This is a genomic window from Nostoc sp. UCD121 (genome assembly GCF_014222285.1).
In the GTDB taxonomy this organism is placed as follows: domain Bacteria; phylum Cyanobacteriota; class Cyanobacteriia; order Cyanobacteriales; family Nostocaceae; genus Nostoc.
This window is the reverse complement of the sequence record NZ_JACKZS010000062.1, coordinates 1-15,761: the sequence shown is the minus strand read 5'-3', so window position 1 is coordinate 15,761 and position 15,761 is coordinate 1. Positions and strand designations below refer to the sequence as shown.

Annotated in this window: 14 protein-coding genes; all 14 read right to left on the bottom strand. The window is 39.6% G+C overall.

Going from position 1 to position 15,761, the window contains the following annotated elements; genetic code table 11:
* Window positions 1–8: 8 nt before the first annotated feature.
* Window positions 9–299 carry a 2Fe-2S iron-sulfur cluster-binding protein gene (locus tag GNF10_RS15305; protein WP_185582961.1) on the bottom strand — a complete coding sequence of 97 codons (291 nt, stop codon included), beginning with the start codon at window positions 297–299 and terminating at the stop codon, window positions 9–11.
* Window positions 300–317: 18 nt separating this feature from the next.
* Window positions 318–1,523, bottom strand: a complete 1,206-nt coding sequence (locus GNF10_RS15300) for a P-aminobenzoate N-oxygenase AurF (RefSeq protein WP_185582959.1) — start codon at window positions 1,521–1,523, stop codon at window positions 318–320.
* 39 nt (window positions 1,524–1,562) lie between these two features.
* Window positions 1,563–2,468, bottom strand: a complete 906-nt coding sequence (locus GNF10_RS15295) for a ferritin-like domain-containing protein (protein ID WP_185582957.1) — start codon at window positions 2,466–2,468, stop codon at window positions 1,563–1,565.
* 129 nt (window positions 2,469–2,597) lie between these two features.
* Window positions 2,598–3,650, bottom strand: coding sequence for an aromatic ring-hydroxylating dioxygenase subunit alpha (locus GNF10_RS15290; protein WP_185582955.1), 1,053 nt, complete (start codon window positions 3,648–3,650; stop codon window positions 2,598–2,600).
* Window positions 3,651–3,655: 5 nt separating this feature from the next.
* Window positions 3,656–4,396, bottom strand: a complete 741-nt coding sequence (locus tag GNF10_RS15285; RefSeq protein WP_185582954.1) for a hypothetical protein — start codon at window positions 4,394–4,396, stop codon at window positions 3,656–3,658.
* A gap of 255 nt (window positions 4,397–4,651) precedes the next feature.
* Window positions 4,652–5,656, bottom strand: a complete 1,005-nt coding sequence (locus tag GNF10_RS15280; protein ID WP_185582951.1) for an aromatic ring-hydroxylating dioxygenase subunit alpha — start codon at window positions 5,654–5,656, stop codon at window positions 4,652–4,654.
* Complete coding sequence (locus GNF10_RS15275) at window positions 5,640–6,062, bottom strand: Mpo1-like protein (protein WP_185607180.1); 423 nt, start codon at window positions 6,060–6,062, stop codon at window positions 5,640–5,642. The genes GNF10_RS15280 and GNF10_RS15275 overlap by 17 nt, the downstream gene beginning before the upstream one ends.
* Before the next feature lie 35 nt (window positions 6,063–6,097).
* Window positions 6,098–6,262, bottom strand: coding sequence for a hypothetical protein (locus GNF10_RS15270; RefSeq protein WP_185607179.1), 165 nt, complete (start codon window positions 6,260–6,262; stop codon window positions 6,098–6,100).
* Window positions 6,263–6,581: 319 nt separating this feature from the next.
* Window positions 6,582–7,355: a uracil-DNA glycosylase gene (locus tag GNF10_RS15265; RefSeq protein ID WP_185585607.1), complete on the bottom strand. Its 774-nt coding sequence runs from the start codon at window positions 7,353–7,355 to the stop codon at window positions 6,582–6,584.
* A 51-nt stretch (window positions 7,356–7,406) separates the two neighbouring features.
* Complete coding sequence (locus GNF10_RS15260) at window positions 7,407–9,116, bottom strand: amidohydrolase family protein (protein ID WP_185585606.1); 1,710 nt, start codon at window positions 9,114–9,116, stop codon at window positions 7,407–7,409.
* Between the two features lie 97 nt (window positions 9,117–9,213).
* Entirely contained in the window at window positions 9,214–10,680 is a 1,467-nt protein-coding gene (locus GNF10_RS15255; protein ID WP_185592534.1) for a Fic family protein, read from the bottom strand.
* Between the two features lie 37 nt (window positions 10,681–10,717).
* The gene (locus GNF10_RS15250; RefSeq protein ID WP_185587055.1) at window positions 10,718–12,022 is read right to left on the bottom strand and encodes a glycosyltransferase family 2 protein; all 1,305 of its coding nucleotides are present in this window, start codon (window positions 12,020–12,022) and stop codon (window positions 10,718–10,720) included.
* Window positions 12,023–12,030: 8 nt separating this feature from the next.
* A complete protein-coding gene (locus GNF10_RS15245) occupies window positions 12,031–12,669 on the bottom strand; it encodes a nuclear transport factor 2 family protein (RefSeq protein ID WP_185587058.1) in 639 nt (212 codons plus the stop codon).
* Between the two features lie 725 nt (window positions 12,670–13,394).
* Window positions 13,395–15,524, bottom strand: a complete 2,130-nt coding sequence (gene glgX / locus GNF10_RS15240; RefSeq protein ID WP_185587059.1) for a glycogen debranching protein GlgX — start codon at window positions 15,522–15,524, stop codon at window positions 13,395–13,397.
* Between the last annotated feature and the right edge of the window lie 237 nt (window positions 15,525–15,761).

Below are 15,761 nucleotides of genomic sequence, written 5' to 3'. Positions count from 1 at the left end.
AACCAAATTCATCCTTCCAACCTGCGAATTTCAATATTACTTGTAATGTCAACCTGACAAGCTAACCGCGCATGAGCATGATTAGCTGCTAAGGTGTCCAGCATTTCCTGTTCATCATGTTGAGGAGGAGGAATATCACCAATAACCTCAACCAAACAAGTGCCACAAATTCCAGTTCGACAACCAAACAAAACAGGTGAATTTTGAATTGTCAGATGTTCAGACAAACTTTGATGGCATTCCAGAGTGATAGGGACAAAATCGCTTCCTGGAAAGGATATTGTACAGAAGTCAGCCATAATACGCAATAATTTTACCTAAACAACACTCTTCCATTCCTCTCTCTGGCTCTGCATCTCTGCGTGAGATATAAACAAATCTTCTTGCTGTTCAAAATTTTGAAAAGCCCTTTTTTGAGTCGCCAAATATCGATAAATTGAATTAGTAGCCATCAGTGACATATCCCGATTACGTTGCCAAACATAATCGAGCTTTTCAACATACACTTGATAAGATTTCATCGCCTCTTGATGAGTTGAAAAACTGCGCTGCAATCCTTCCGATTCCTCCGTAAAACAACGCCGCATCATTTCTTTAGCATCCTTGTCACTCATCTCAAAAATGTGCGATCGCAACACCCGATAAATCTTGCCATACAGCGCCGGATCGTACCAGAAAATCCCGTTAATCGCCGCCGAAAAATGAAAATGATCACGCTGACATCCCAACAACCCTAAATTAGCAACCAGTCGCTCAAAAGCTGTCGGTGGCTTAAGGCAGGTGATAACATCGTGAGATATAATTGTCGAACTATTAAAGTGAAAACTTTCATCCATGAAGTGATAATAGGAGACTTTAGCAGGAATTGGAGCAGCTTCAGGATGGGGATGTTTTTGATAATAATTGCTGAGTTTGTGCTGTACTAACTTGCCGTTTAGTGTCCGCACTCCCCGGACAGTGAAATACTGACAAGCCAAAAAAGTATTATTCGCAGAAATCAGCCCAAAATATTGAAGTTGAATTTTTTTCCACCAAGTTTTTAGAGCATTGGTGTCAGCATAAACCATCGTTTCTGTAAAGGGGCCGCGCATCGGGTAGGTAAAGATAAGTTCCCCAAACAACGCTTGTTCAACCTGTTTGGCAATTGTGCGGAAGGCGTTAATGTGCGATCGCTCTTGGGCGGATTCCAAATCTAAGGTATCGCAGATTAACCGGAAATCTTCTTGGGCGTAAAGTCCGGCTGCACTGGTTTGATTGAAAAAGATAGTTGCAATTTCAGCAGAAACAATTTGTGAGTAGTAAGCTACCCAGTAAAGTTGGTTCAAAATTACACGCTGATGTTGGCTGGACTGTTCCCATAAAGGTGTACCATATAACAGAGAAAATTCCTCTGGGTTCCAATACTCGTTTTGACAATCCTCATAGCGAAAATTGCTAACTGCTTCATCCATTAAAGCAGTATGATCTTGCTGTTTGTTGCGGGTGTGGTTAATTTGTAATTTGCGATGAATAGTTTTTTCCATATCCGTTTTTATTTAACGCAGAGATAAGATTGATATTTCTTACACACATTGATGGGCGGGGAGTGGTTCAAAAGCTCCGCGTTCTTCTAAATTTTGCAGGATAGACTGGGCTGATGTTCCCCCCATAAGCGATCGCAATATTTGTAATCGCGTTCCACTGTGAGTCTCTGTATCTAGTTCTTCTAAAATTTGGATTTTTTGCGATCGCGTCAGATGTCCTTTCACTTGTTCAACTGCTGCAAGTAAGCTTTGTGGCCCCACCTGTACCATAAACAAAAACTGTGCCAATACATCGAGAATTATTGTTTGACTGGATGCAGAAACAGAAGTTTGATTAAACAAAGTGGTTCCCGTGGCGTGATGACGGGATTCAGATTGTAAAAAACTGGAAAAAAGTTCTGCTAAAACTGGATAGCTGCATTCCTTCGCTAAACGCCGATAATGGCTTAAACCCCATCCTTCTAAAACGACTTGCAGCACAAACAACAAAACTGTTTTATCTACACTTTCAACCACTTCTGATAATAAGCGCAAAAACGGATCGTCCGTGCTAGTTACTTCCATTACTGGTAAAAAATGGCTAATTTGGTGAAGATGGGTAGCTTCATCAGCCGTAAACAATCCATAAAGCATTCGTTCTTCAACTGTTTCTGCTAAGAGTACCATTTTTGCCATGTAGCCAACGCCTGCTTTCTCAATAAAATATGATTCTTCTAACAGACTGCGGTTAGCAAGTTCCAAAATAGCAGATTGCTCATTAATATTAGATTGTTGAAAAAGTTTGACTTGATGTAAGTTAAAAAATTCAACACCCCAATAATTTAATTGTGGATAACTATCATAATTATTCTGATTAGATAAGGCTGCTGTTAATATCCGTCGCAAACGGTTATCAGAATCTGTGTACGGTAGATCAAAACCGACAATATTATATTTTAAATTCATTTTTTATGTCCAATTAAAGTGAATTCAGGGTTATACTAACTCTCTGTAATTTTACACTTAATAATTATTCCTTCTCTCTCTTGGCGTACTTGGCGTACTTGGCGGTTCGTTTAATAATTAACTATATCTTCATAGCGAATTACTATTAGGTATTGATAGAGTTTGAATATCTGGATAATTAACAGTTTCCCACTTTCCCCAGCTTAAAGCTTTTTGTTGATTAACGTGCTGAATAAATTCCAGAATAGATTGATCTGCTTTAGTAGGAGTCTTTAAATCAAACTGAATTGTTTGAAATACCTGTGTATCCCCTTTCGCAAAGTAATTACCAACCTGCTGGGTTAACCATAACAAACCACGATTTAAAACCCATCCCCAAAATCCCGGACGCTTAGGAGTGACAAGAATTGTTTGCCCTTCAGTTTTACCACCTTCGATCATTCGCAGTGTAAATATAATGTAGAAATGCAGAAAATCCGGGCCTAGCGTCACAGTGCCAGTACTGCCATACCAGTAACACATACTATAAGTAACTTCGTTGCGATATAGAGGACGAATCAGGCGAATTAACCAAGAATCATCCCCTCCTCGTGTAGTGTTGCTGAAGGTAATAGCGTTAGGATTGAGGTTTTGAGAATCAAATACAATCTCTAAAGGCAAATTGTGTACAGTATTGAAATGGTGAGCATCAATCGCATTAATTAGCAAAACATTGGGATGGCAGTTTTTGACAAATTTAGTCCCCAATATATAATCACAATCTACCTGTTCTAGCTCTGGTACAAAGGGTAGTAAACTTGGCTTTTCTTCCCCTACCCAAACCCAAATTATGCCGTATTTTTCTGCCGTGTGCCAAGTTTTAATACACACAGGAAGCGGTTTTCCGAGAGAAGGAACATCTACACAAATCCCGCGACTGTCATACTTCCAATTATGAAAAAAGCAGCGAATTCCATCACCTTCTACCTTACCTTCTGCTAAATGAGCGCCCATGTGTGGACAATAAGCATCTATAGCTATTACCTGACTACTAACTCCCCGATAAATTGCCAGATTTTTACCTAGCAAAGTTATAGCTTTTACCTTGCCTATTTTTAGTTTATTTGATGCTAATGCCCAGTACCATCCCTCTATAAATTGTCTCGGATTGTTAAAGTTTGATTGTGGGTTTGTAGATGTCATAAAAGTTAAATTAGGACACAATCTTGCACAAATTGTAACGATGATTCTGACTCCCACATCCGTTTTCCAGCACGAGTGAGATTGTCATAGTTAATTTCAGTTAAACAAACTAATTCATCCCCTAATCGATAGCCGGGATTTTTTTCTTCAAAAAACTGGATATGGGGGTTAGTCTGTCTTCCTGCGGGGATTTCAATTAATGCCTCACAGAGAATTTGGGGATGTGGGAAATTAACGATGCCAGTTGATTTTTGGTATAAACTACCATAGTATTCGCGTGCTAAACTCACCATCAGATTTGTAACATCGGCAGGTGTTGTAACATCATAACGCGGATAGAAATCTTGCCAAAAAGTTGGGAGAAAACGATAAGTACGAAAACCAGAGCAAATTAGCAGCCAGTAAAGTTTATTTTCTGCATAATTTTGACGCAGAAAATTGATGGCGGCAATCCAACTACGTGGTAGTGTTGTACTCGACCAAGCACTAGGATCAACGATAGTGTCGCCAGAATACACCACACTAATTTTTTCTCCCAAAAAAGTCTTTTGGCATAACATCAAAGTTGAAAATCCTTTGAGTGTGTTGGATGTCTCATCTCTCAACAACAAAACCCAGTTTTTGCGCTCTAAATCAGCTAGAAACCCATCCCAGGTTATACCTTGGAAGTGATTTTGCAGCAACGCATACATGGCGGTGCGATCGCTTGATTGCAAATTTTGAACAGGAATCAGCAAACTCTTCATTATTCGGAAATTACCTAAAGTCGATTTGTAATATGTTTGTATTTAAAACTTTATCGACCAAATTGGTAAATTTATGGTGTAATGTGACAGATTACAAAATGGTTATCTACGCTACAATCTCATATTCACATCTTGCAACCTCTCATAAGGTTTGATACAAATTGACCACTCTACAAGGAATTAAGATGTAGTTAGCTTAAAAAACCCAAAATTACCAAAGTTTTTGTTAAGTTACGCGATCGCTAATCCAATGTACTATTTTACACCCCTATTTTTTGACCATCGAGACGGTTTTAGCTGATTTACATAGTCCATATATTCAGCTAATGGCTGATCAATACTAAGGAGCAACTTTGGATTAAAGCGAATATTGTCGTAAATCTTACCATCCTCATCCCTGAGCATATAGTAAGCCAAGCGCGTACAGAATAGCAAAAACTGACTTAGCAGATATCCCACAATACCTTGACGCTTTTCAGTTACATAAATCGGTTGAATTCTCGTTCTTCCAGGTGCAATTGGAGTATAAGCATATATCATAAACAGTGGCGGAAAAAGCCTGACATCCTTCATCATTGTTAACAAGCCAATGCAACCATGAGCATAACGCATTGAATACTGATATGTAGAACCAAGAAATCTTTGACCTAACTTTTCTCTCCAAGTGGTTTGAGGGAATTGTCCCCGCATTGTAAAGTCAATTTGTGTTCCTAATTCGCTGCGATGTAGCGACAAATCCATTTTGATATCTAAATGATGAATTGTTTTTAAATGTTGAGCATCAATCCCGTTCATCATACAGATATGGTGATGGCAACTTCTGGCAAATGCAATATCAGCTTTTGCAACAATTTCTTTACCCTTCAATTCATCAAAATCAGCCACTCCCTCTGGTGCTTTCGCATCTGGATAAATCCAGATAAATCCATACTTTTCTTCTGTTGCATAAGCTTGCAATTTAGCTTGAGTAGGAATTTCTGATTGACAGGGAATATTTTGACAAAACCCTGTTTCATCAAATGCCCAATGATGAAACGTACAACGAATCCAATTACCGTCAACCTTCCCAATTCCTAAATCTGTCCCCAAATGAGGGCAGTAAGCATCTAAAGCCCGTACTTGCCCATCTTCACCTCTAAAAATAGCAATTTTATGACCGCATACTTCTACAGACTTTGCTGTTTTTTTAGGAATCTCATGACTAGAACAGGCAATATACCAACCCTTAGCAATTACATTCCAATTATTGAATATTTGCATAATTGTTTGATAGATAATTATTTAATATTTCTTGTCGTTGGCGAATATCATCTTGATATTTACCAGTCAAAATTCTAAATAACATTTTACCTAAACAATAAGAAGCCCGCCAAGAAAATACAGCATCTTGTAAATCAATATGGCTACGCTCAAATAAAAAATGTCCGGTTAATCCCAATAATTGAGTTAACGGTAAGCCCAAAAGTAACCACAAGTTTTGTAATTTCCAAGTATAAAAGAGTAAACTGTAAAAAAATAATATTCCTAGAATGTGTAGAGTAATATTAATTGGATGTTGATGTTTAAGAATAAAAATATCCCAATAGTCTGTAAAAGGATGATCAAAAATTTGGCTATTAATTCGGTTTCTTACTTTTTGTTTAGGATTAGAATTGATATTAATCATAATATAGTGTACAAAAAATCAATATAATTTGTACCTTAATAGTCATTGTCAGCCACACAAATACCTTTACATTTAATACCGTTTGTAGCAGTACGCTGGCAATGAGGACATAAAACTTTTTCGTTTTCTTTTTCTTGATTTATCTCTATACTAGTGCTTGTCTGTAGCTCGTATTTTTCGGTCTGAAGTTTTTCACTCATAAGAATGGAGAGATTTTTTGCTGTTCAAATTTTACAAGTTATTTAGGAGTAATTATTAGTGATAACAATTCTGTATGAAGATGCGCTAAACCATAAGTAGAAGAAAAAAAAACGAACCGCAAAGGACGCAAAAGACACAAAGAAAGAAGTTAAAAGGGTTTGGCGCAGCCTCACAAAGAAATGGTATAAGGCACTATCTAATATAGCAAAGTTATACCTGTCCTGAATAAAGTGATCGCTCCACACGCCGTAAATATTACTTTCATAAAAATGGTGCGTTATATTTTCGTTAACGTAGCGTACTGGCAATTATCCTTGTCTACACCCCTGATAAGTGGTCAAGAACTTTTTCCTGCCAGAAATTAATCCGGTTCTCTCGTGTTGCTGGTTTTCCCATTAGTTTAGACCAAGCACCATTTGCTGCACCACTAGGATGGGGAAACTCAAGGGGTTTGACTTCTAATTTTATACTTTTAATCGCACTAGTTGCTTTTTCTCCCCAGGTAACGATCGCAACTGGTTCAAAAATTTCTAACTCTGTCTTCAGAACTTGAATGAAGCGATTACAATCTTGGTTGTTCAGAGGAATACCGCGATCGCAATTAGCCTCACTGACCCATACCTTGAAAATGTCTGTGAGGTAGACTTGATATCCTACATCTAGTAAGACTTTGATCAAATCAAAATACAGCCTTGTATTAGGTAACTTCTCCCGACAATCCTTCAAATGTAAAGCGTAGGGTGTTGCAATATCAATTTCCTCTACTCTTTTATCACTTTTTCTTAAAGGATCTTGTCCGACAATTACAACTGTTTTCTTGTTTGAAATAGTATTGTTTTTTTCCAGGAGACTTGGAATATCTACTCCAATAACTAAAGCATCTTTGTAGCATTTCTGAAAACTTTCATCGTGAGAGTGAAAAATATTTCTGGGAAGACTATGTTTGGGATAGCCCTCTAGTTCAAATTCTTGCTGCATTACTTCATAGAGAGCTTGTAGATGACCTTGTGAAATATCCAGAACTTTAGATAATTCCTTATGCAAGGCTTTAAATTCGTTGGCTTTAAACTGGGAAAACAAGTAATCTGACATAAATTTAGAAGCTGTGACCAATACAACATCAATGTAGTTTGCCCATAATCTCTAAGTTAATAGTGACAAAACCGTTCCCAACTTTTCACGCCCCAAGCGATCGCTCACTTCACCCCGACAAACAACCTGAACCCCATTAATATAAACTCTTTGCACAATTTCATCCGAACCACGCTTAACCATCCGAGGTTCACCATCTAAAACTGGATCTGATATCTGCACCTGCGGGCTAATTGGCTGATTTAAAGCATTGGGATCGAGTAAAACTATATCCGCTTTCGCACCAACTTTGAGAACTCCCGTATCAAGACGAAACCAACCAGCAGGTTCGCCAGTAACGCGGCAAATCGCAGCTTCAGGTGAAAGAAACTTCGTTGTAACTGCTTGTTTGAGCAAAGACAAAGCTCCATCATAGTAGCCCAGGTTACGGACGTGAGCGCCAGCATCGGTAAAACCAGGCAAAATAGAGGGATGCTGCATCATCGCTAAACGTGGTTTTAGGCGATCGTTTGCTCCTGTAGCCACCCAGCGTAAATCTGTATCGTATTTTTGTAATGCGTGGATAAATAAATCTACTGGTTCTTGTTGCTTTTGACGAGCAATTTCTGCAAAACTTAACCCTTGCCAACCTGCTTCGGGACAGTGAATAACTTCCATCAAATCTAACCGACGATGGAATGATTTACGCCGTTTATTGAGCCATTCTTGGCGAAACTGACGACGAAAAATTTCTGATGCCCATAGTTGTTGCCTTTCCTCTCGTGACTGACAGCCATTGAGTTGTGCGCCTGTGGAAAATTCTTCAAATAAGGGAGTCACAGATCCATCAGAGTAAATGGTGAAGGGTTCAGTTAGGGTTTGAAAGCGCACATTCCCATTTAGAAGCCGATTCCAAATAAAAAGTAGGGGGGAAAATATTCGCCATAGTTTGCGATCGTGTACGGCATCTAAGGCTGAGAGGACTGTTAGCCGCAGTGGTTTTTGTCCAATCCCTGAACCCATACGCAGAATATCCACAAAGGAAGCTAGTCGTTGTAAATTGGGTGTGACTTGAAAAACGCGATCGCACCGCCGGCACAAATCTGCTAACATTGCATATTCTTTAAATTTCGCGTGTTGAGAGGGAATTGTGCAGCCTTGCCATTCTCCACTCATCCGATGCCAGGGAAACATATCAATAGAAATACCAATAAAGCCAGCATCTATTGCATCTCTAGCTATGCGCTGCATAAGATTTAGTTCAAATTTTGTCGGCTGTACAGTTAAACTGCGTTCTAACCCCATCACATGAGCGCGTAAGGCGCTGTGTCCAAACATTGGGGCAACATTGGGGCCAAGGGGTAACTGTTGCAAATGCTGTAAATATTCTGCTGGTGTTTGCCAGGAAACTGACTTTTGTAGCCATTTTGCAATCAGCCGATGAGAAAGCGTCTCTACCCTCTGAAAAATATCAGCCAGTACTTGGGGTTCTGCGATCGCAACAGACAAGCTACAGTTACCAATAACCACGCTAGTAACACCATGACGAACTGATTCGCTCAATCCTGGTGCAATTTCTAACTCTAAATCGTAATGAGTATGAATATCTATAAATCCAGGTATCACCCATAACCCAGAAGCATCAACCACTTCACACGCTGGGGGTGTTAAGGAGGGTGCAATGGTGACAATCTGTCCGTTTTGAATGCCGATATCTCCGCGAACAGGTGGAGAGCCTAAGCCATCGAAAACTAACCCGTTTTGAATCAGCAAATCCAACATGATTCTTTGTTGACTTTTGGTTGTTATTGGATCTGTTTAGGGTAATTATAGGCTGGGAATTTATTGGAAATGGCGTAGCTCGTCATAGATATCGTTTTCACAGACTCTTATTCCAATATTCCAAACCGGTCACAATTACATCTTCTAACCACTGCTTAAAACGCTCTGTTAGATTACCCTCTTCATCAGCATAAGAGAACTGGAATGGAGAATCTGCTAGAGCTTGAATGTCACTAATGTTGCGCTCACCATCTTCTACATTATCTCTGTGGTATGCACACGCAGAACACACAAGTAAGCCGCGATACTCATGTCCAAGAACATGAAAAGAAAGCAAAATTGTCGTTGATATTCCTATATTAATAACTAACTGTATCCAGGTATGATAGTTACGAGTATTAGCAAAGTATCCTAACTTTTTAGCCGTCTCTACAATCTGGTAGCGGTGGTAATATGAACGAGTATCACCAGCAGGCGCACTAATTATAAAAGCATCAGCATCATCCACTAAATTTTGCACGGATAGCTTGATTTCATTAGCAACATCTTGTGAGCGATTAGAGGCTATCTCAAATAACTTTGAAGCAAAATGTTCAACTTTTCGACTGCGCTCTTGAATAGATGCTGATTGATTTTGCTTCAGCTTTTCAGCAATGGAAGCAATAATAACCTGAGTACGTCGTGACTCTGATAAGACTTGTTCTGATAAGCCAAGACTGCGGATAAAAGCTTGCTTTTGGCTCTTGCCGAACAGATCAATCAATTTTGACAAATCGCCTTGATCTGCCTGCTCTAAAGCTGCAATATAATCTGCACGATCATCACGAGTAAGAACTAGGGGAAACCAACCAGCTTGAATAAAAACTAAGCTGGCAATACATCGAGCAACTCGGCCATTTCCATCTTGAAAGGGATGAATCTGTGTAAATCGATGATGCAACCAAGCTGATTCAACTTCAGGAGGAATTTGCTGATTTCGATGTTGATGATGCAATTCAATCAACCTGTCCATTTCAGATGCCACTTGTTCTGGGGGGCAGTATTCGTGAATAATGCCATCTGGTCTCATCGGATTGTTAGGTAGACGCTTCCAGTCACCCATTATGAGAGAAACACGAACAATTTCCCCTGTCGATGGAATTAAAGCCTCTGTATATTCTTGGTTCTGGGTTAGAACCTGATGTAACTGCTTTATATAGGAGGTTGATAAATTTCTTTGCCCACCGACGAAATCAAACAGTCCCTCAATTGCAGTTTCCTGATCCCTGATTAAAGAAACTACTTGCTTTACAGGACGATCTGTAGCTCCATGAGGAATCAGAGCTTCGTTAATTCCTTGTTCAATTAAAAGGCGAGTTATTCCTCTATCTATGTTGTATAATCGCTCAATAATTCCAGTTTCAATGGCTATTTCGCGGCGTAGTCTTTCCATGAAGGCTTTAAACTCACCAGATGCGCGAAGCCGCTCTGCCTGCTCATTCCAAACAGTGACTAAAGGCGGTAATTCAGAACTAGCTAAACTTTGCCAACTTGATAAGATATCTTCAATCGGTTGCCATATCATAAGTAATTATTATTTGATAATCATCTTGAATTTTACCTTATTTATTTCCATAATCACTGCTAGTATTTTTACCACAATGCTCAGTTTTTATCCAGCGCGATCGCTCTCTTGGCACACACATCTTTAAAGTCGTCACAATCATCACAGGAATCCAATGCACCATGTAGAATGACCCTTGAATTGTTGCCCAAAGCAAAGACCATCCTCGTAAATTTTGAAATTGATAAAGTCCAGCAATAAAGGCAATTGTCAAAATGATGCTGAGTAGTGTCTGGAGGGGAAACAGAACTGGATGATGGCTATAAAATATTGTCCAAAGTAAATCCGGAATTAGCCCAATTGGTAGAAGAAATTGCAATAGAAAAAACAATAGTAAATCAATTTCTTTTGCCCAACCCAAAGTAATAATTTGCGGAAAATAATCTAGGTAACGCTGATAGCCACCTTCAGCCCAACGAGAACGTTGATTCCAAAGTTTTTCCCAAGTGGTTACACCTTCTTCCTGAATTGATGGAACTGTCACAAACTCAATTTCCGCACCTGCTAAATAGAGTTTGAAGCAAAGATCCAAATCATCGGTGACAGTGTTTTCATTCCAACCTTGACACTTTTCTAACAATTCCCGACGAACTAACATCCCATTACCCCGCAGTTCAGACATACCACCAATAGCAATGCGATGGGTTTGCAGAAAGCTATCACAGTTCATTTCCATCTGCTGACAACGGGTTAAGAAATTGGTATTAGCATTAGAAATTGCTTTTCGCACTTGCACTGCACCGATCGCTTGCTTCTGAAATAGAGGTACTGTTTGCTGGAGAAAATTGGCTCTTAATTGAGCATCCGCATCACAGATTAGAATAATCTCCCCTTGGGTAAAAGGAAACACCGCATTCAAAGCCCCTGATTTCCCACCTATTGATTCCCGTCGATGAACTTGCAAAGATGGAAATTGAGTTTGTAATTCCCTCAAAACCTGGGGGGTTTCATCGGTACTCCCATCATCAATAACCCAGATATCTAGGGAATCGCTTGGATAGTTCAATTGGCATAAGCTGTAAACTAAATCAGGCAATACTAAACTTTCATTTTTAGCCGGAACTAAAATCGAGACTGGCAGTAAATAAATCTCACTCTCCATCACCGCCGCTACTGGTTTTGCTAACAGCATCCGTAATGTTTGCACAGTCAGGATTGCCGTTAATCCCAGCATCAACCATTGTGTTTCTGGTAGCCAGTGCAGCAAACTCACGCCACCCCAAACTAATAAAACTATTATGGTTGCTTTGAGACGGCGATGAAAACTAATATTTTTACTGGGCTGATAAATGCTTCTTCCCACTTTATTTGTTATGTCCCTTTGCTTCGTGGCTTAATCCTGCGACGTAATAATAGCATCGTCGCTGCTCCCAGAAGGAAACCGCCTACCCCTGCTGCAACTGCTAGAATCTGTCCCAATTGTTGAGCAGCATTCAACACCGGGTTATTCAGCAGATTGGAGGAGAAATGTAGCGATTGAATCGTCCATTTATCTTGGAGTTTTTGCAGCACTGCTGTCCATCGCAACGCCATATCAGCCGCTTTGCCATCTTTGAAAGAGAAAGATGCGATCGCTTCTCCAGAGGCAACATCTATTTCTGGAGTAAGAAATGTTCTGAGAGTATCTCCCTTGAGTTGCATTTTGATATCTTTAATAGAACTGGAAAACTGCTGATTCCAGTACTTTTCAAATTCAGGAACTTTGTTAAAAGTCTGATTATCAACTGTTGTAATTGTGAAATTTGGGTGCAAGTAAGGCTGTATTTTGCTAAAATCGCGCGTGTTTAGGGCTTGCAGGGCAATATCCCGTGTTCGAATAATTGCATTTATCTCCTGTGGATTGACATCTGCTAAAGCGGATTGGGGTAGATTCCAAATTACCAACACCAACAAAACACTCCAAAGTAGGTGAGTGTATTTGTATATACTTGCCTGCCTCTGTTTCATCATCTAAAAAACCTGTAGATTGAGCGACACATACCGAGAATTTTTTAATATTACTATCCACATTTAGCACTTCTTTTTGTTAGACATAAAGAAATACAAAAAGAAGTGCTGATCAAGTCAACGAAGAGAGCAGGGGGAGCAATAGGGGCTTCAAAAATGGCGGGCGCTTTTTCCGCACTTCTCTGCGAGACGCTGCCGCGAACGTGCCGTAACGCTAACGCACTATGTGTCTGTCAATTCGCTACGAACTTATGTCAGCCCATACTTAAGTATGTTTACTAATGGTATATTTACCGCCAAGATATTGATTTTATACTTATTACTCTGGCTTTTCATCAAAAAAGTGCAACGAGAGCTACCATTCAAGTTCTTTGTGCAAAACCAACGTGTTTTATTGGGTGGTTACTCTGTCTACGATGATAATATTAATACACCAAATAAGTACATTAGTTCCCTCGAATATAGGACTCATATTTGATTTTTGAAAAAAATTCGGTACACCTTAATCTTCTGAAATCCTATTGCCTTTTGCCTATTGCCTACCGAAGCAAGTGATTTCAGTAATCAAACCGGATTCCTATAGTAAGTAGGTTTTAACGGAGTCTACTTTATACTTCAAATGACCATTGTGAAGTGCGATCGCTTTTCTGATCGCACTTCACCCTATATCACTCAATTTTTTATTTTGTCATAGGCGCGATCGCTCAATCGCTCATAAGATTTTTATCTTACGAAGCAAGACGACGTAACACTATGAGAGAGCGGTCTGTAACTGGCACAGTTTGCTCACCCATAACCAACTTTCCGGGGCTAATGAAGCGAGATTCGTTGGTGTCAATAACTATTTCCCATTCCCTGCCTTGGAAAACATTGGGTAAAGCAAACTCAATCGTTTCGTAATGAGCATTAAAGAATAGCAAAAAGCTTTCATCAATAATCCGTTCACCACGGGGGCTAGGAGTAACAATACCCTCGCCATTTAAGAAAATTTCCATAGCTTTGGCATAACTAACTAGCCACTGCTTTTCAGTCATTTCGCTACCATCGGCATTAAACCAACCAATATCACTGATCCCAAAACCGTGAATAGGACGACCTTGAAACCACTTACGCCGTCGAAATACTGGATGCTGATGACGAAAATAAATCAGTTCGCGGGTAAAGTCTAGTAGTTCGGAATTATACTTTTGTAAACTCCAATCACGCCAGGAAATTTCATTATCTTGGCAGTATACATTGTTGTTACCCTTCTGGGTGAAACCAATTTCATCCCCTCCTAATAGCATGGGTATGCCTTGAGACAGCATTAGAGTTGTTAAAAAGTTGCGTCGCTGACGTTGCCGTAAGCGGATTACATCTTGGTCATTGGTTTCTCCTTCTACACCGCAATTCCAAGACCGATTATGGCTTTCCCCATCCCGACTATCTTCACCATTGGCCTGATTATGCTTTTCGTTGTAGCTGACCAAATCATTGAGCGTGAAGCCATCATGAGCAGTGACGAAATTAATACTAGCACTGGGATTACGCCCGTTTGCTTGGTAAAGGTCAGGACTTCCGGTAAAACAATAAGCAAATTGCCCCAGGCTATCATCTTCACCACGCCAAAAATCCCTCACAGTATCACGATATCTGCCATTCCATTCAGACCAACGTAAAGGAAAATTACCAACCTGATAACCGCCTTCTCCCAAATCCCAAGGTTCAGCAATCAGCTTTACATCTGCCAGAATTGGATCTTGATGGATAATATCAAAAAAAGCTGCAAGATTATCTACTTCATATAGTTCTCGCGCTAATGCTGAGGCTAAATCAAAGCGAAAGCCATCAATATGCATTTCTGTTACCCAATAGCGCAGACTATCCATGATTAACTTCAGAACTTGGGCATGACGCACATTCAGGGAGTTGCCGCAGCCTGTGAAGTCCATGTAGTAGCGGGAATTATCTTTGACCAAGCGGTAGTACACAGCATTATCGATGCCTCGTAGCGATAATGTTGGCCCTAAATGATTGCCTTCGCCAGTGTGGTTATAAACTACATCTAAAATTACTTCAATGCCAGCAGAGTGTAAGTCCTTGACCATCTGCTTAAACTCGGTCACTTGTTGTCCGACTGAGCCACTAGCACTGTAACCAGAGTAGGGGGTGAAATAATTAATGGAATCGTAGCCCCAATAGTTTTTAAGTCCTTTATTTACCAGAAATCCTGGAGAAGATAAAAAGTGATGTACAGGCATCAATTCCACAGATGTGATTCCTAGTTGTTGGAGATATTGAATTGCAACTGGATGTGCCAGCCCTGCATAAGTACCACGTAATTCTTCTGGAATTTCTGGGTGTAATTTAGTAAAACCTCTAACGTGAGTTTCATAAATAATAGTTTCGTGCCACGGTCTACGAAGAAGTTGGTCGTCTCCCCAGTCAAAGGATTGATCGACAACAATACACTTCGGCATAGTTTCGGCATTATCTAAATCAGAAAAAGCTAAGTCTTGCTCTGGCGCATCTAAAGAATAACCAAAAATAGCTGCGGCATCAATAATTTCCCCATCAATTGCCTTGGCATAGGGATCAATTAATAGTTTATTAGGGTTAAAGCGATGACCAAGTTCTGGGGCCCAAGGGCCATGTACTCTAAAACCATAGCGTTGGCCAGGCCCTACTCCTGGTAGATAAGCGTGCCAAACAAAATTATTTTTTTCTCTTAATATCAAGCGAATTTCATGATTATCAGCATCAAATAAGCAAAGTTCTACACCTGTTGCATTTTCCGAAAACAAAGCAAAATTCGTACCTTTTCCATCCCAACTAGCACCCAAGGGATATACATTCCCAGGCCATACAGCTACATACATAATTCAAGTACCAAGAGCTAACTTTACTGTTAATAAAAGCTTGAATATGTGTTTAATAGTAATTAATACAAGTTAATTTTAAGATTAAAACTAATAAGTTTAAGTTAGCAAGAAAATAGTATTTTCTTGCAATTCATATCCTTAAATTCTGATGACAAAAAAGATCGCTTTACATTTGAAAATAGAATTTTTCATCGTTAATTGATAATATAAGGAGCATCCTTGTTACCTTTAAAG

Excerpts from the sequence above, each read along its gene's own strand:
- GNF10_RS15305 (WP_185582961.1), bottom strand. The coding sequence starts at position 299 with ATGGCTGACTTCTGTACAATATCCTTTCCAGGAAGCGATTTTGTCCCT.
- GNF10_RS15300 (WP_185582959.1), bottom strand. The coding sequence starts at position 1,523 with ATGGAAAAAACTATTCATCGCAAATTACAAATTAACCACACCCGCAAC.
- GNF10_RS15295 (WP_185582957.1), bottom strand. The coding sequence starts at position 2,468 with ATGAATTTAAAATATAATATTGTCGGTTTTGATCTACCGTACACAGAT.
- GNF10_RS15290 (WP_185582955.1), bottom strand. The coding sequence starts at position 3,650 with ATGACATCTACAAACCCACAATCAAACTTTAACAATCCGAGACAATTT.
- GNF10_RS15285 (WP_185582954.1), bottom strand. The coding sequence starts at position 4,396 with ATGAAGAGTTTGCTGATTCCTGTTCAAAATTTGCAATCAAGCGATCGC.
- GNF10_RS15280 (WP_185582951.1), bottom strand. The coding sequence starts at position 5,656 with ATGCAAATATTCAATAATTGGAATGTAATTGCTAAGGGTTGGTATATT.
- GNF10_RS15275 (WP_185607180.1), bottom strand. The coding sequence starts at position 6,062 with ATGATTAATATCAATTCTAATCCTAAACAAAAAGTAAGAAACCGAATT.
- GNF10_RS15270 (WP_185607179.1), bottom strand. The coding sequence starts at position 6,262 with ATGAGTGAAAAACTTCAGACCGAAAAATACGAGCTACAGACAAGCACT.
- GNF10_RS15265 (WP_185585607.1), bottom strand. The coding sequence starts at position 7,355 with ATGTCAGATTACTTGTTTTCCCAGTTTAAAGCCAACGAATTTAAAGCC.
- GNF10_RS15260 (WP_185585606.1), bottom strand. The coding sequence starts at position 9,116 with ATGTTGGATTTGCTGATTCAAAACGGGTTAGTTTTCGATGGCTTAGGC.
- GNF10_RS15255 (WP_185592534.1), bottom strand. The coding sequence starts at position 10,680 with ATGATATGGCAACCGATTGAAGATATCTTATCAAGTTGGCAAAGTTTA.
- GNF10_RS15245 (WP_185587058.1), bottom strand. The coding sequence starts at position 12,669 with ATGATGAAACAGAGGCAGGCAAGTATATACAAATACACTCACCTACTT.
- glgX (WP_185587059.1), bottom strand. The coding sequence starts at position 15,524 with ATGTATGTAGCTGTATGGCCTGGGAATGTATATCCCTTGGGTGCTAGT.